Raw genomic sequence first — 12,237 nt, 5'->3', positions numbered from 1 at the left:
CGCCAGTCACTACCGATAATCGTCGCCTGCACTGCGCTGGCGCTCCTGGGCGGCTGTGCGAACGCGACCGCTCCAGGCAACGATTCCCTGCCCGGCGCTTTAGAGGCCGGGTGGGCTGGCGAGAGCGTGTGCGAGCGCCTTTACCAGACTTCCGACCGCCGGGTCTTGCGCTGCACCTTTCCGCCGGGTGTCGGGCACGAGCGGCATTTCCACCCCGCCCATTTCGGCTATGCCCTCACCGGGGGGACGATGAAACTCGTGTCTGCGGACGGAGAGCGCACGGCGACGATCGAAACCGGCTCCAGCTATTCAAGCGAGGGTGTCGCCTGGCACGAAGTGGTCAATGTCGGCGACACTACGGTCACCTACCTGATTTTCGAAGAGCTGAGCGGGGAGTAGCCCGGCTCAGGCCACGTCCAGCTCTACCTGTTCCGGGAAGAACTGCGGCTCGGTTTCGCTCCAGCCGGGCGCGGTGGCGGCGGCTTCGCTGAGCGATTGCAGCAGGTCCTTGCGGCGCGGCGGGTCGATCTGCGGCAGGGCGGCGGCGGCGCAGAAGGCGGCCGGCAGCCACGGGCGCACGGCGGCACCCAGCAGGCGTTCGTACAGGAAGCGGAAGGCCGAAAAGCTCTGGATCGCGCCGCACGACAGGTCGAACCGGGCAAGGCCGATCAGCTCCGCCATGAAGCAATCAAGCTCGTCGCGCGAATAGGCCGCCGGGATCGTGCCGCGCAGCGCCTTCAGCTGCTGGTAGGCGATGTAGTGGCGACGCGTTGCAGTCGCGTCCTTGCCCATCGGATCGCGGAAAGCGTCGCGCCGGGCGAGGCCGATGTCGAGCGCGCGTTCGATATAGGCCTGCTCGGCCCCGCTGAAGCTGGCGAACTCCCGCCACTCCGCGATTGCCAGCGATCCGTTTGCCATAACGCCCATCGTCGCATTCCCCCTGAATTTCCGAGGGAGACTGTCGCGCAATATGGTTAGCGAAGCGTAAACGCTCGTCGCCGGGGCATACGAAAAGGGCCGCGGTGATCCCCGCGGCCCCATTCGTATCAGCTGTGGCTTTCGATCAGACGTCGTTGCCGAGTGCGCCTTCGACTTCGCCCTTGATCTGCTGGGCTTCGCCCTTGCGTTCCTGCGCGCGGCCTTCGGCGCGGGTCTCGGAATTGCCCGATTCCTGCTTCACGTTGCCGATGGCTTCGTTGGTGTTGCCTTTGATCTTCTCGGTCAGTTCGCCCATGATATGTCTCCGTTCTTCGAGGGTGCAGCGGGCCTGGGGGGATCGGTCCGGTGCAAGTCGCCGGGGGGGCGGCTCGAATAGGTAACGGTTTGAAATGGGGCGATGTTCCGTCAACTTGCGACGGACGGAAAGCCTGTTGCGCTCAGATGAGGCCGGCGAGCGGGCTGCTGGGATCGGCGTATTTGCGCGTGGCCATACGGCCCGCAAGATAGGCCTCCCGCCCGGCCTCCACCGCCAGCTTCATCGCCCGGGCCATGCGCACCGGGTCCTTCGCTTCAGCGATGGCCGTGTTCATCAGAACGCCGTCGCAACCAAGCTCCATCGCCACGGCCGCATCGCTCGCCGTGCCGACCCCTGCGTCGACCAGCACCGGCACGCTCGCGCCTTCCACGATGAGGCGGATCGTGACACGGTTCTGGATGCCGAGCCCGCTGCCGATGGGTGCGCCGAGCGGCATGATCGCGACCGCGCCGGCATCTTCCAGCTGCCTCGCCGCGATCGGATCGTCGGCGCAGTAGACCATCGGGTGGAAACCCTCCTTCGCCAAAACCTCGGTCGCTTTCAGCGTTTCGCGCATGTCGGGATAGAGCGTGCGCGCTTCGCCAAGCACTTCCAGCTTCACGAGATCCCAGCCGCCCGCCTCGCGCGCCAGGCGCAGTGTGCGGATCGCCTCCTCCGCCGTGAAACAGCCCGCGGTGTTCGGCAGGTAGGTGACCTGCTTGGGATCGATGAAATCGGTCAGCATCGGCGCCTTGGGGTCCGAGACGTTGACCCGGCGCACCGCTACGGTGACGATTTCCGCACCGCTGGCGGCCAGCGCGTCGGCGTTCTGGCGGAAATCCCTGTACTTCCCCGTGCCGACGATCAGGCGCGAGGTGAAGGTCCGTCCGGCGACGGTCCAGCTGTCGGTGGCTTGCTTGTCGGAATTGGGGCTGTCGGTCATGGGTGCGCGATAGGCGCAGGGCCCAGCCAAGCCAACCCTCTTGCCCGCCGCTTATTCCCTAGCCGCCACCGACGAAGTGGACGATTTCCAGCACGTCGCCGTCGCAGAGGGGGGCGGCGCCGAGCGTGGATCGTGGCACGATCTCCCCATTGCGCTCGACCGCTATCTTCGCGGGATCGATCTCCAGCTCCAGCGCGAGCGCGCCGATCGTCGCTGCCGCAGTGGAGCGCGGTTCGCCGTTCAGGATGATGCTGCGGGGTTCGGCCATGCTGCCGAGATAGGCCCTAGTGGGCATGACGCAAGTTCAGGATGTGGCCGATGGCCACCAGGGTCACGCCGATCACGGTCAGCACCGCCTCGTCCGTGCCGTGCCCCACGGCCAGCGCGCCGCCCATGAAGGTCAGGCCCATCATCGCGACCACGAAAGGCAGCGGGCGATTGTGCCGGACCGCACCGATACCGATGGCCACCGCGACGATGAGCATGGCAATGGCAAGGCCGATTTCGTGAAAGATAGGATCGAGCAGGAACGAACCGCCGAGCCCGATCCCGGCCACCAGCAGCACGCCCAGAACGCAGTGCACCGCGCACAGGGCGGATAGCCAGATGCCGGCACGGTCGAGCCTGCGGCGAATCGGGGTCTGGGTCTGCGTCATGACTTGGTGGCCTATGTATGTGATACCATAACACGTTTCAAGGGCACCACGGTTCCGGGCGAAATGCGCAAGCCGCGCGGGTTACGCCCTTGCGCGGCGGCGCGGCGCTCCCCATGGATGCCGCATGGGCGCAGCGACCGGGCAGATATCCGCGGAATCGATAGCGAAAGGCGGCGCGCGGCCGGGGCCGATTGCGCGCTGGCTGCTGGTCGTCGCCGCGATGGTCGTGCTGATCGTGGCAGTTGGCGGGATCACCCGCCTGACCGAATCGGGCCTGTCGATCACCCAGTGGCAGCCGGTGACCGGCACGCTCCCCCCGCTGACGGAAGCGCAGTGGGAAGCCGAATACGCCGAATATCGCACCACGCCCGAATACCGGCTCGAGGCGGGCCCGGCGGGCATGACGCTGTCCGATTTCAAGTTCATCTTCTTCTGGGAGTGGTTCCACCGCCTGCTCGGCAGGCTGATCGGCATCGCCTTTGCCGTGCCGCTGGCGGTCTTCTGGATGCGCGGCATGATCCCGCGCGGATACAAGCCGCGCCTGCTGGCGCTGCTGGCGCTCGGCGGGCTGCAAGGCACGTTCGGATGGCTGATGGTCCGCTCCGGCCTGACGGGCGAGATGACCGACGTCAGCCACTTCTGGCTTTCCATCCACCTCCTGACCGCGCTCTTCACGCTGGCCGGGCTAGTGTGGACCGCCCTCGACCTGCGGGCGCTCGCCCGCGACGGGGATTCCCGCCCGGCGCGCCTGACCGGCCTCGCGGCGGTCGTCGGGCTGGTGCTTTTCGTCCAGTTGCTGCTGGGCGCCTGGGTCGCGGGGCTCAACGCCGGGCTCGCGTCCGATACATGGCCGCTGATGCAAGGGCGCCTGGTCCCCGAAGTCGACTGGTCGCGCGGCGCATGGTGGACCTTCACCCACGATCCGTTCTGGCTCCATTTCCTCCATCGCTGGTGGGCATGGGCTGCGGTCGCCGCGCTGGTCGTGCTGGCGCGCAAGGCCAAGCCTGCCGACCGCCGCGCCGCGGTGGCGGTCCACGCCGCGTTCGGGACGCAGATCCTGCTCGGCATCTTCACCGTGACGAGCGGCGTGGCCCTGTGGCTCGCCGCCTCCCACCAGGTGGTGGGCGCGCTGCTGGTGGCGGCGACCGCCTGGGCCGCCCATGCCATCGGCAGGCGCGCATGAGCGGCGCCATGATCTGGTGCCCTTTCGCGACGCTCGAGGATGCAAGGGCGGCCGCGCACGAACTGCTCGACCGCAAGCTGGTGGCCTGCGCCAACATCCTGCCCGGTGTCGAATCGCTCTTCCGCTGGGAAGGGGAGGTGCAAACGGCGCGCGAGGTCGGGGTCTTTTTCAAGACGAGCGAGGCAAGGCTCGCGGCGGCGTGCGAAGTGCTCGCCGAAATCCACTCGTACGACCAGCCTGCCGTGATCGGGTGGCAGGCCGATGCCGTGCCGGGCGTGACCGCGCAGTGGCTGGACAGCGCGACGCTGCAGGACATCTAACGATCATCCCCACGCCGAAATAAGGCGCGCGATCTTCGCCGCGGTATTATTTTACCTCTCCGCAAACCCGCTGTTTCGCTTGACTTGCGGCGCTTTTCTGCAAGAAGCGCGCCTTCGAAACGGATGGCAGCCCGGATTCGCGCACGCAGTCCAGCCGCCCGCCGCTCGCCCATTCATTCCAGCAACGGAAACCACCAGCCATGAAGGCGCTCAGCAAGCAGACCCGGTCGATCAAGCCGGCCGAGGTCGAGAAGAACTGGCACATCGTCGATGCCGACGGCCTCGTCGTCGGCCGCCTCGCCGCGATCATCGCCAACCACCTGCGCGGCAAGCACAAGCCGAGCTACACCCCGCATGTCGATTGCGGCGACCATGTCATCGTCATCAATGCCGACAAGGTGAAATTCACCGGCAAGAAGATGAACGACAAGGTCTACTACAAGCACACCGGCTATGTCGGCGGCATCAAGGAAACGACCCCGGCCAAGGTGCTGGAAGGCCGCTTCCCGCACCGCGTGCTGGAAAAGGCCGTGGAGCGCATGATCCCGCGCGGTCCGCTCGGCCGCCAGCAGATGAAGGCGCTGCACCTCTACAACGGCACGGAGCATCCGCACGACGGGCAGAAGCCCGCCACGCTCGACGTTGCCTCGATGAACCGCAAGAACAAGGCTTCCGCGTGATGGCTGACGAAAAGAACACCGTGTCCGACCTGTCGGACCTGAAGGACATCGCCGGCGACGCTCCGGCAGCCGATGCAACCGCTGCGGCCGAAGGCGCTGCCGAAACCAGCTCCGCCCCGCTGCGCGAGCAGGAAGTCGACGCCCAAGGCCGTGCCTATGCCACCGGTCGCCGCAAGGACGCGGTCGCCCGCGTCTGGCTGAAGCCCGGCACAGGCAAGGTCACCGTCAACGGCCGCGACCAGGAAGTCTACTTCGCCCGCCCGACCCTGCGCCTGGTCCTGAACCAGCCGTTCCAGGTGACCGAGCGCGAAGGCCAGTACGACATCGTCGCCACCGTCAAGGGCGGCGGCTTGTCGGGCCAGGCAGGCGCCGTGAAGCACGGCATCAGCCAGGCACTCGCCAAGTACGAGCCGGCCCTGCGCAGCACGGTGAAGGCCGCCGGCTTCCTCACCCGCGACAGCCGCGTGGTGGAGCGCAAGAAGTACGGCCGTGCCAAGGCGCGTCGCAGCTTCCAGTTCAGCAAGCGCTGATCCTTCCGCGCAATACGGATACGAAAAGGGCGGCTCCTCGCGGGGCCGCCCTTTTTCCATGTCTGGTACGGATGCGCGCTATTTCTGCAGGGCCATGATCCCCCAGGCTAGCAGCGTGCCGATGCCGAAGAGTGGCCAAGACCACAGCACCGTGTGATCGACGATCTCGATCGGCCTTATATCCAGCTGGCCGCCCGATGCCCCGCCCGAGCCTGCAAAGATGCACACGACCCACGTCAACAGTCCGCCGAGCGGAATGGCCTTGAAGAAATTGATCATATCGCCCCCACGATTGTCGGGGCAAACTCGCACGGGGCGGTTAAGAACGCGTTAGTGAACCGGCGGGTCGGTGCGTGGTATGCGGCCGACCGGGGCCACGGGCTCGCCCGGCTCGCGCGGGGGGAGCGCATCTTCGGGCACGTCGTCGATCATCATGTCGCGGCTGGAAACGTGTTCCAGGTTGCGGACCGACACGGTCAGCTGCTGCCCGTCCCAGCGCAATTCGTTGAAGCTGGGCGGGGTCGAGCGCGTCCGCTTGGACAGGGTGCCGGCCCCGATCATCCGTACGGGACCGTTGGGCGTCGGCTCGACCAGGTCGAAGGCATCGTGCACATGGCCCGACAGGACCGCGAGAACGTTGCGCTTGGCAAGCTCCGCCAGCGCCCGCTCGCCATTCTTGGTCAGGGCAGTGCCTTCCGTGCCCACTTCGCGCAGCGGATGGTGCACTGTCACCAGGGCGCTTGTGCCGGGCGGCAGGGCGTCGATCGCATCGAGGCATTTCTTCAGCGCCCGGCCGGTGACCCAGCCCTTCGACCAGTTGAGGCGCGGCTGCGCGCGGACTGCGGTTTTTAAAGGAACCACAGCGATGCCAGGCAGGTCGATCTCGCGCTCGACCAGCTGCTCCATCCCCTTGAAGCGGCTATACGGCGCGAAGAACCGCTCGATCGGGTTGAAATAGGGCATGTCGTGGTTGCCGACCTCGACCGTGACCGGCGCCTTCAGCGACAGGATCCAGTCCCTGGCCGCGGCAAATTCGCGGTGTCGGGCCCGCATGGTGAGGTCGCCGGTGATCGCCACCGCGTCGGGGCACTGGCGGGCGATCTCGTCCTTCGCCCAGTCGAGCGCCTCGTTGTCCTCCAGCCCGAAATGGATGTCGGAAAAGTGGAACAGCAGTGCGTTATCGCGGCCTTCCGTGCCGTTGCCATCGGTCATGCGCGGGTCGCTACCAGATCGACACCGGACCGCGCCACGACAAATGTTTCCTCGCGGCTGCCCTCCTGCGGCTCACCGTCGACCGACAGGGCGATATCCTCGTCCGCGCGCAGCGTCACACTATCGGCATGGCCCAGCACCTTATGCGGTCCTTCGCGGAATTCGCGCTTCAGCATGGCCCACCCCTGTTCGAGATAGCCGCCCAGCGTCTCGGCCGTGAAGGCAACGATGCGGATTCCCTCCTCGCTCGGTTCGAGTTCGATCAGCGGATAGCCGGTGTCGCGGCCGAGTGCAGGTTCCACGCAGTGCACGAAGGGTCCCGCAACGGTGGCGCTTGCCGCATCGGCCGCATCGCCGACCAGCTGGCCGATGGACAGGTCGCGCATATCCTCGCGCACGTCGTACCACATGGCGCCGGGTCCGGCGGATATGCCGACGAGCGCCTGCCGTTCGCCATGGCAAATGATCGGCATGTCGCGCGCCGTCACCTCGCCTGCCAGCCGCGCGACGATCTCGCATTCGTCCACCTCGCCGTGGAGCCGGCCGGAGAGCAGGTTCATCGTCCCGCCGGGCAGCACCAGCACCTTGCCGCCCCATCCGCCAAGTCCGGCCACGACCGAGCTGATCGTGCCGTCGCCGGTGAAGATCGCTGCCAATCCGATCTCCGCTTCGTCGAGTTGCGCGGGTGTGGGCGCGTCGTCGGTGGGGATGCGCACCAAGCGGCGTACCGGAAAGCGGGCGGCGTCGAAGGCTTCGGCGAGCGCCTGCACGGCGTCCTCGCTGAAGCTTCCGCTCTTTTCGTTGACTATCAGCCAGATGGGTTGCGGCTCTATGCGCATGCACGGGGAACGAGCCGCGGTTCGCGCGGTTCCGCGCCGCCCGCGGTCAGATCCGCTGCGACAGCACCAGCCAGGCCGCCACCGCGTTCGCCCCGCTGTAGATGGCATAGGCCCAGATCACGCCCGGCGATCCGTTCGCCGCAAAGAGCATCGCGGCGAGGAGCACGGCGAACTCGAAGCCGAGCGAAACCATCCCCTTGCCGCCGAACAGGCCGGGGAACTGCGCCACCAGCTCGTGCCCGCTGTCCAGCACGGCGCGGTTGAGCGCGAAGTTGGCGATGCCCAGCGCGAAGATGATGGCCACGATCATGCCGCCATCATGCATATTTTTCGTCGCCTGTCATGGGTCGCTGGTGGAGCGGATCGGGGCGTTCGGCGGGAGCGCGGGTCCTTGGTCGATGCGGCGCACGCGGTGATCGAGCAACAAAAGCCAAGTGGGGTGCCATGGTCTAGAAACATTCCTGCGCCGCGGCTCTCCCAGGCCCTTCTTGCCGCGGCGCACCCTGAAACGAGGAGACGACCAATGAAAACTATCGCCCTCTTTGCCGCAGCAGCCGGCATCACCCTCTCCATGGCAGCCCCCGCGACCGCGGGCACCCGCTCCATCGAACGCACCGTGCATGTGGACACGTCGGATCTCGACCTGTCGCAGGCGAAGGATCGCGCGAAGCTGGAGCGGCGCGTCGACATCGCGGCGCGCAACGTCTGCGGCTTCGGCCAGACGAGCGCCCGTTCGATCGACCAGGCCGCGGCGCGCGCCTGCTACGACGAGGCCAAGGCGAAGGCGCAGCTGCGCATCGCCGCGATCGAGCAGGAGCTTGCCAAGGGCGGTTGAACCAGTCCGGCCCTATCCTGTCCCAAGCAAAAAGGCGCCCCGCACCGGCGCCTTTTTGTTGTGCAGCAAGCAGGAGAAGCGTCAGCGACCGGCCATCGACTTGACCCTCGCAAGATAGGTCCGCCCGATGCGGACCGGCTCGCAGTGATCCATTTCCGCGCACCACACGCCCATGCCCTCGTGCCGCAGCCCGGTGATTTCGCCGCGCTTGAGGATGGTGGAGCGGTGGACGCGGATGAATTCGTCGGGATCGAGCTTCGCTTCCAGCCCGGCGATGGTCTGCAGCATCAGGAAACTGTGGTCGCCGACATGCAGGCGGACGTAATCGCGCTCCGCGTCGATCCGCCACACATCGGCAGTGGGGATGCGTTTGAGTTCCGATCGATGCGGCACCCAGAATTCGCGCAGCCAGCTGTCGCCGCCGCCCCCCGCCTCGCTCTGCCGCCGGTCCAGCGCGCGGCCGATGGCGCGTTGCAGCCGCTCCGCCGTGACCGGCTTCAGGACATAGTCGATGGCTTCCAGGTCGAAGGCCTCGACCGCGAAATTGTCATGCGCGGTAACGAAGATAACTGCCGGCGAATTGTCGAGCTTGCCGAGCGCGGCGGCGACCGTCAGTCCGTCCATTTCGGGCATCGTCATGTCGAGCAGGACGAGATCGGGTTTCAGCGCCTCGACCAGCCGCAGGGCGGACGCGCCGTCGCTTGCGGTGCCCTTGACCTCGATATGGTCGATTCCGGCGCAGATGACCTGCAGCCGCTCCACCGCCAACGGCTCGTCGTCGACGATCAGCGTGGTCAGGGTCCGGATGGTCGTATCGTCAGACATCGGTATTCACCGGGATCCGCAAGTGGGTCGCATAGCCATCGCCCGTCACGCCGGAGACGATGTGCGCTTCCTCCCCGAAACGGGCGTGGAGGCGCTGACGGACGTTGGCGAGGCCGATGCCGGTGCCGTGCGTTTCGCCCGCACCGTCCTTCAAGCCAGGGCCGTTGTCGGTGACGCTGACGACCAGCCGGCCGTATTCCTGCCGCGCCGAAATGGTGATCGTGACCGCCCCCGTGCTTCGCGCCACGCCGTATTTGACCGAGTTTTCGACCAGCGGCTGCAGGATCATGCCGGGCACGCGCAGGTCGAGCAATTCTTCCGGCACGTCGATCGCCGTGCGCAGGCGCTTGGGAAAGCGCATTTCCTCGATCTCGAGATAGAGCCTCTGCAGCGCGATCTCCTCTTCGAGCGTGACGTCCGCAGTAGGCGCATCGTTCAGGCTCTGGCGGTAGAATTCTGCGAGCGTCTGCAGCATCGCCTCGGCCCGGTCGTTCTTGCCCGTCAGGATCAGGCTGGAGAGCGAATTCAAGGTGTTGAACAGGAAATGCGGGTTTACCTGGTAGCGCAGCGACCGCAGTTCTGCCGCGCGGGCGGCGGCGCGGAATTCCGCCTCGCGCCGCTCCGCCATACGGGCCCGCTCGCCCGCCAGCATCGCGAAATAGAGCGCGCACCAGGCGAGCATCACGAAATAATGGCCGAGCCCGGTGTCGATCAGCTGCTGCCAGCGGCTGCCCGCAAAGCGGGATTTCGCAGGGGGAGCGGTGTTGTCGGCCTGGTCGCTGCCCGCGCTGGCGCGAATGGCCGCCGTGTCGAGTTCGAGCTGGCCTTCCTCGTTCCGGCGCAGCGGCACGTTCTCGGCCTCGGCCCGCTCGGTAATGATGCGCTCGTTGATCGGGGTGAACAGCGTGACGCTCGCCTGCGCGAGGCACAGCGCGACCGGCAGGGCGACCACCACCGCCACGCCAACGCGCACCGGCAGGCGGAAGCGGTCGAACAGGCGGATGATGACCCACAGGCCCAGCGTCAGCGCCACCGCGATGGCGAACAGCTGCAGCCGCAGGAAGACAAGTTCGCCCTGGTATTCGAAATCGAGCAGGATCGCGCGGATCGTGATGAAGGCGAAATTGAGGAACCACAGGATCGCGATCGAGCCGATCACCACCCGGAAGGGCACGCTCGGCGGCTGGTCGCTCGCGGGAGGCGCGGCCTCCTCGGCGCGGATCTGTGTCAGCACGTTCATCTCGCGCTCATGTGCCAAATCGGCGGAAAGCGCGCCAGTCCCGCCGTCGAGCGGGCAAAGGCGTTGATCGAAAGCCGGCTCAGCCCTTCTCGAGCAGCTTTTCCTTGGCAATCCGGTCCTTCCAGTGCGCCGGGGCAAGCGTGTGGACATTGTTGCCGCGGCTATCGACGGCGACCGTCACGGGCATGTTCTCGACCGTGAATTCGTAAATCGCTTCCATGCCGAGTTCCTCGAAAGCGACCACCCGCGCCTCCTTGATCGCCCGGCTGACGAGATAGGCCGCGCCGCCGGTCGCCATCAGGTACGCGACCCTGAAACGGCTGATTACTTCGACCGCGTTGTGCCCGCGCTCCGCCTTGCCGATCATGGCGAGCAGGCCGAGGTCGAGCATCATTTCGGTGAACTTGTCCATCCGGGTGGCCGTGGTCGGGCCGGCGGGGCCCACGACTTCGCCCATCACCGGATCGACCGGGCCGACGTAGTAGATCGCGCGGCCCCGGAAATCGACAGGCAGCTCCTCGCCCTTGTCGATCATGTCCTGGATGCGCTTGTGCGCCGCATCGCGCCCGGTCAGCATCTTGCCGGACAGCAGCAGGCGGTCGCCGTTTTCCCAGCTTTCAACTTCCGCCGGGGTAAGGTTATCGAGATCGACCCGCCTGGCGGCGGCATCCGGCTGCCAGTTCACCTTGGGCCAAGCGTCGAGATCGGGCTTTTCGAGATAGCTCGGCCCGCTGCCGTCGAGCGTGAAATGCGCGTGGCGAGTGGCGGCGCAATTGGGGATCATCGCCACCGGCTTGCCCGCGGCATGGCACGGCCAGTCGAGGATTTTCACGTCGAGCACGGTCGAAAGCCCGCCCAGCCCCTGCGCCCCGATACCTTGCGCGTTAACCGCATCGAAAATGTCGATCCGCAGCTGCTCGATATCGCTTTTCGCCCCGCGCGCCTTCAGCTGCCCCATGTCGATCGGCTCCATCAGGCTCTGCTTGGCGAGCTTCATGCAGTGTTCCGCGGTGCCGCCGATGCCGATGCCGAGCATGCCCGGGGGGCACCAGCCGGCGCCCATGCTGGGGAGCTGCTCGACCACCCAGTCTACGATATTGTCGCTGGGGTTCATCATCTTGAACTTGGACTTGTTCTCGCTGCCCCCGCCCTTGGCGGCGACATCGATGCTGACGGTGTTGCCCGGCACCATTTCGACCGACAGCACGCAAGGGGTGTTGTCGCGCGTGTTGCGGCGGGTGAAGGCCGGATCGGCGAGGATGCTGGCGCGCAGCTTGTTGTCCGGGTGGTTGTAGGCCCGGCGCACGCCTTCGTCCGCTACCTCCTGCAGGCTGCGGGAGGCGTCGAGGCGGCAGTCCTGCCCCCACTTCACCATCACGTTGACGATGCCGGTGTCCTGGCAGATCGGCCGGTGGCCTTCGGCACACATGCGGCTGTTGGTGAGGATCTGCGCGATCGCATCCTTGGCCGCTGGACCCTGCTCCGCCTCGTACGCCTCGCCCAGCGCGCGGATGTAGTCCATCGGGTGGTAGTAGCTGATGAACTGCAGCGCATCGGCGATGCTGTCGATCAGGTCGTCCTCGCGGATGGTCACCATCCCTGCCGGGAATTCGGTCGCGTCGTTCATCGGTCCACCTTGGCTTTGCGCAGAAAGAGGGTTCCCCTAGTCCTTGTGTACCCCTCTGGTCAAAGCGCTTGGAAGCAACCGGCCTTGTCTCTATTGCAAGACCTATTGCCTAG

General features: G+C 66.4%; 18 protein-coding genes. 6 read left to right on the top strand and 12 right to left on the bottom strand.

Annotated features, from left to right (window positions below):
• Nucleotides 1-126 precede the first annotated feature (126 nt).
• On the top strand, nucleotides 127-399 hold the full coding sequence (locus VCJ71_RS09855) for a cupin domain-containing protein (protein ID WP_324640798.1): 273 nt from the start codon (nucleotides 127-129) through the stop codon (nucleotides 397-399).
• 6 nt (nucleotides 400-405) lie between these two features.
• Here VCJ71_RS09855 and VCJ71_RS09850 read toward each other — a convergent pair whose 3' ends face one another.
• The 5 genes from VCJ71_RS09850 to VCJ71_RS09830 all read right to left on the bottom strand — a co-directional run bounded on the left by VCJ71_RS09850 (nucleotide 406) and on the right by VCJ71_RS09830 (nucleotide 2,833).
• Nucleotides 406-927, bottom strand: coding sequence for a hypothetical protein (locus VCJ71_RS09850; RefSeq protein WP_324640797.1), 522 nt, complete (start codon nucleotides 925-927; stop codon nucleotides 406-408).
• Nucleotides 928-1,063: 136 nt separating this feature from the next.
• On the bottom strand, nucleotides 1,064-1,234 hold the full coding sequence (locus tag VCJ71_RS09845; RefSeq protein ID WP_324640796.1) for a CsbD family protein: 171 nt from the start codon (nucleotides 1,232-1,234) through the stop codon (nucleotides 1,064-1,066).
• A 142-nt stretch (nucleotides 1,235-1,376) separates the two neighbouring features.
• Nucleotides 1,377-2,177 (bottom strand): bifunctional sulfur carrier protein/thiazole synthase protein, encoded by an 801-nt coding sequence (locus VCJ71_RS09840; protein WP_324640795.1) that lies wholly within the window; start codon nucleotides 2,175-2,177, stop codon nucleotides 1,377-1,379.
• 58 nt (nucleotides 2,178-2,235) lie between these two features.
• Complete coding sequence (gene thiS, locus VCJ71_RS09835) at nucleotides 2,236-2,472, bottom strand: sulfur carrier protein ThiS (RefSeq protein ID WP_324640793.1); 237 nt, start codon at nucleotides 2,470-2,472, stop codon at nucleotides 2,236-2,238.
• Nucleotides 2,462-2,833 carry a MerC domain-containing protein gene (locus VCJ71_RS09830; RefSeq protein WP_324640792.1) on the bottom strand — a complete coding sequence of 124 codons (372 nt, stop codon included), beginning with the start codon at nucleotides 2,831-2,833 and terminating at the stop codon, nucleotides 2,462-2,464. Before VCJ71_RS09830 ends, thiS begins: the two co-directional genes overlap by 11 nt.
• Before the next feature lie 124 nt (nucleotides 2,834-2,957).
• Here VCJ71_RS09830 and VCJ71_RS09825 point away from each other — a divergent pair, with 124 nt between their 5' ends.
• From VCJ71_RS09825 to rpsI, 4 genes are all read left to right on the top strand, one after another.
• On the top strand, nucleotides 2,958-4,016 hold the full coding sequence (locus VCJ71_RS09825; RefSeq protein WP_324640791.1) for a COX15/CtaA family protein: 1,059 nt from the start codon (nucleotides 2,958-2,960) through the stop codon (nucleotides 4,014-4,016).
• Entirely contained in the window at nucleotides 4,013-4,336 is a 324-nt protein-coding gene (gene cutA / locus VCJ71_RS09820; protein WP_324640790.1) for a divalent-cation tolerance protein CutA, read from the top strand. Before VCJ71_RS09825 ends, cutA begins: the two co-directional genes overlap by 4 nt.
• A 200-nt stretch (nucleotides 4,337-4,536) precedes the next feature.
• Nucleotides 4,537-5,016 carry a 50S ribosomal protein L13 gene (gene rplM, locus VCJ71_RS09815; protein ID WP_324640789.1) on the top strand — a complete coding sequence of 160 codons (480 nt, stop codon included), beginning with the start codon at nucleotides 4,537-4,539 and terminating at the stop codon, nucleotides 5,014-5,016.
• Nucleotides 5,016-5,546 carry a 30S ribosomal protein S9 gene (rpsI, locus tag VCJ71_RS09810; RefSeq protein WP_324640787.1) on the top strand — a complete coding sequence of 177 codons (531 nt, stop codon included), beginning with the start codon at nucleotides 5,016-5,018 and terminating at the stop codon, nucleotides 5,544-5,546. Before rplM ends, rpsI begins: the two co-directional genes overlap by 1 nt.
• 78 nt (nucleotides 5,547-5,624) lie before the next feature.
• On the opposite strand, the gene VCJ71_RS09805 is transcribed toward rpsI, so the two are convergent.
• Genes VCJ71_RS09805 through VCJ71_RS09790 form a run of 4 tightly spaced genes read right to left on the bottom strand, consistent with a single transcriptional unit; the run spans nucleotide 5,625 to nucleotide 7,907 of the window.
• Nucleotides 5,625-5,825, bottom strand: a complete 201-nt coding sequence (locus VCJ71_RS09805) for a hypothetical protein (protein ID WP_324640785.1) — start codon at nucleotides 5,823-5,825, stop codon at nucleotides 5,625-5,627.
• Nucleotides 5,826-5,876: 51 nt separating this feature from the next.
• Entirely contained in the window at nucleotides 5,877-6,758 is an 882-nt protein-coding gene (locus VCJ71_RS09800) for a metallophosphoesterase family protein (RefSeq protein ID WP_324640784.1), read from the bottom strand.
• The gene (locus tag VCJ71_RS09795) at nucleotides 6,755-7,597 is read right to left on the bottom strand and encodes a diacylglycerol kinase family protein (protein WP_324640783.1); all 843 of its coding nucleotides are present in this window, start codon (nucleotides 7,595-7,597) and stop codon (nucleotides 6,755-6,757) included. Before VCJ71_RS09795 ends, VCJ71_RS09800 begins: the two co-directional genes overlap by 4 nt.
• Nucleotides 7,598-7,643: 46 nt before the next feature.
• Complete coding sequence (locus VCJ71_RS09790) at nucleotides 7,644-7,907, bottom strand: hypothetical protein (protein ID WP_324640781.1); 264 nt, start codon at nucleotides 7,905-7,907, stop codon at nucleotides 7,644-7,646.
• A 213-nt stretch (nucleotides 7,908-8,120) separates the two neighbouring features.
• On the opposite strand from VCJ71_RS09790, the gene VCJ71_RS09785 reads away from it, so the two are divergent.
• The gene (locus VCJ71_RS09785) at nucleotides 8,121-8,432 is read left to right on the top strand and encodes a UrcA family protein (RefSeq protein ID WP_324640779.1); all 312 of its coding nucleotides are present in this window, start codon (nucleotides 8,121-8,123) and stop codon (nucleotides 8,430-8,432) included.
• Nucleotides 8,433-8,513: 81 nt separating this feature from the next.
• Here the strand turns inward: VCJ71_RS09785 and VCJ71_RS09780 are convergent, their stop codons facing one another.
• The 3 genes from VCJ71_RS09780 to VCJ71_RS09770 form a co-directional block, all read right to left on the bottom strand.
• Nucleotides 8,514-9,257 (bottom strand): LytR/AlgR family response regulator transcription factor, encoded by a 744-nt coding sequence (locus VCJ71_RS09780; RefSeq protein WP_324640778.1) that lies wholly within the window; start codon nucleotides 9,255-9,257, stop codon nucleotides 8,514-8,516.
• On the bottom strand, nucleotides 9,250-10,497 hold the full coding sequence (locus tag VCJ71_RS09775) for a sensor histidine kinase (protein ID WP_324640777.1): 1,248 nt from the start codon (nucleotides 10,495-10,497) through the stop codon (nucleotides 9,250-9,252). Before VCJ71_RS09775 ends, VCJ71_RS09780 begins: the two co-directional genes overlap by 8 nt.
• Before the next feature lie 79 nt (nucleotides 10,498-10,576).
• Nucleotides 10,577-12,094, bottom strand: a complete 1,518-nt coding sequence (locus tag VCJ71_RS09770; RefSeq protein WP_324640925.1) for a fumarate hydratase — start codon at nucleotides 12,092-12,094, stop codon at nucleotides 10,577-10,579.
• Nucleotides 12,095-12,237: the final 143 nt, after the last annotated feature.

Origin of the sequence: Pseudoblastomonas aquimaris, from assembly GCF_035481675.1 — a bacterium.
In the GTDB taxonomy this organism is placed as follows: domain Bacteria; phylum Pseudomonadota; class Alphaproteobacteria; order Sphingomonadales; family Sphingomonadaceae; genus Alteriqipengyuania_B.
Note: the sequence above shows the minus strand (reverse complement) of the source record. Positions and strands in the feature narration are given on the sequence as shown.

Excerpts from the sequence above, each read along its gene's own strand:
- VCJ71_RS09840 (WP_324640795.1), bottom strand. The coding sequence starts at position 2,177 with ATGACCGACAGCCCCAATTCCGACAAGCAAGCCACCGACAGCTGGACC.
- VCJ71_RS09825 (WP_324640791.1), top strand. The coding sequence starts at position 2,958 with ATGGGCGCAGCGACCGGGCAGATATCCGCGGAATCGATAGCGAAAGGC.
- VCJ71_RS09800 (WP_324640784.1), bottom strand. The coding sequence starts at position 6,758 with ATGACCGATGGCAACGGCACGGAAGGCCGCGATAACGCACTGCTGTTC.
- VCJ71_RS09790 (WP_324640781.1), bottom strand. The coding sequence starts at position 7,907 with ATGATCGTGGCCATCATCTTCGCGCTGGGCATCGCCAACTTCGCGCTC.
- rplM (WP_324640789.1), top strand. The coding sequence starts at position 4,537 with ATGAAGGCGCTCAGCAAGCAGACCCGGTCGATCAAGCCGGCCGAGGTC.
- VCJ71_RS09795 (WP_324640783.1), bottom strand. The coding sequence starts at position 7,597 with ATGCGCATAGAGCCGCAACCCATCTGGCTGATAGTCAACGAAAAGAGC.
- rpsI (WP_324640787.1), top strand. The coding sequence starts at position 5,016 with ATGGCTGACGAAAAGAACACCGTGTCCGACCTGTCGGACCTGAAGGAC.
- VCJ71_RS09780 (WP_324640778.1), bottom strand. The coding sequence starts at position 9,257 with ATGTCTGACGATACGACCATCCGGACCCTGACCACGCTGATCGTCGAC.
- VCJ71_RS09785 (WP_324640779.1), top strand. The coding sequence starts at position 8,121 with ATGAAAACTATCGCCCTCTTTGCCGCAGCAGCCGGCATCACCCTCTCC.
- VCJ71_RS09775 (WP_324640777.1), bottom strand. The coding sequence starts at position 10,497 with ATGAACGTGCTGACACAGATCCGCGCCGAGGAGGCCGCGCCTCCCGCG.
- VCJ71_RS09770 (WP_324640925.1), bottom strand. The coding sequence starts at position 12,094 with ATGGTGACCATCCGCGAGGACGACCTGATCGACAGCATCGCCGATGCG.
- VCJ71_RS09805 (WP_324640785.1), bottom strand. The coding sequence starts at position 5,825 with ATGATCAATTTCTTCAAGGCCATTCCGCTCGGCGGACTGTTGACGTGG.
- cutA (WP_324640790.1), top strand. The coding sequence starts at position 4,013 with ATGAGCGGCGCCATGATCTGGTGCCCTTTCGCGACGCTCGAGGATGCA.
- VCJ71_RS09845 (WP_324640796.1), bottom strand. The coding sequence starts at position 1,234 with ATGGGCGAACTGACCGAGAAGATCAAAGGCAACACCAACGAAGCCATC.
- VCJ71_RS09850 (WP_324640797.1), bottom strand. The coding sequence starts at position 927 with ATGGGCGTTATGGCAAACGGATCGCTGGCAATCGCGGAGTGGCGGGAG.
- VCJ71_RS09830 (WP_324640792.1), bottom strand. The coding sequence starts at position 2,833 with ATGACGCAGACCCAGACCCCGATTCGCCGCAGGCTCGACCGTGCCGGC.
- thiS (WP_324640793.1), bottom strand. The coding sequence starts at position 2,472 with ATGCCCACTAGGGCCTATCTCGGCAGCATGGCCGAACCCCGCAGCATC.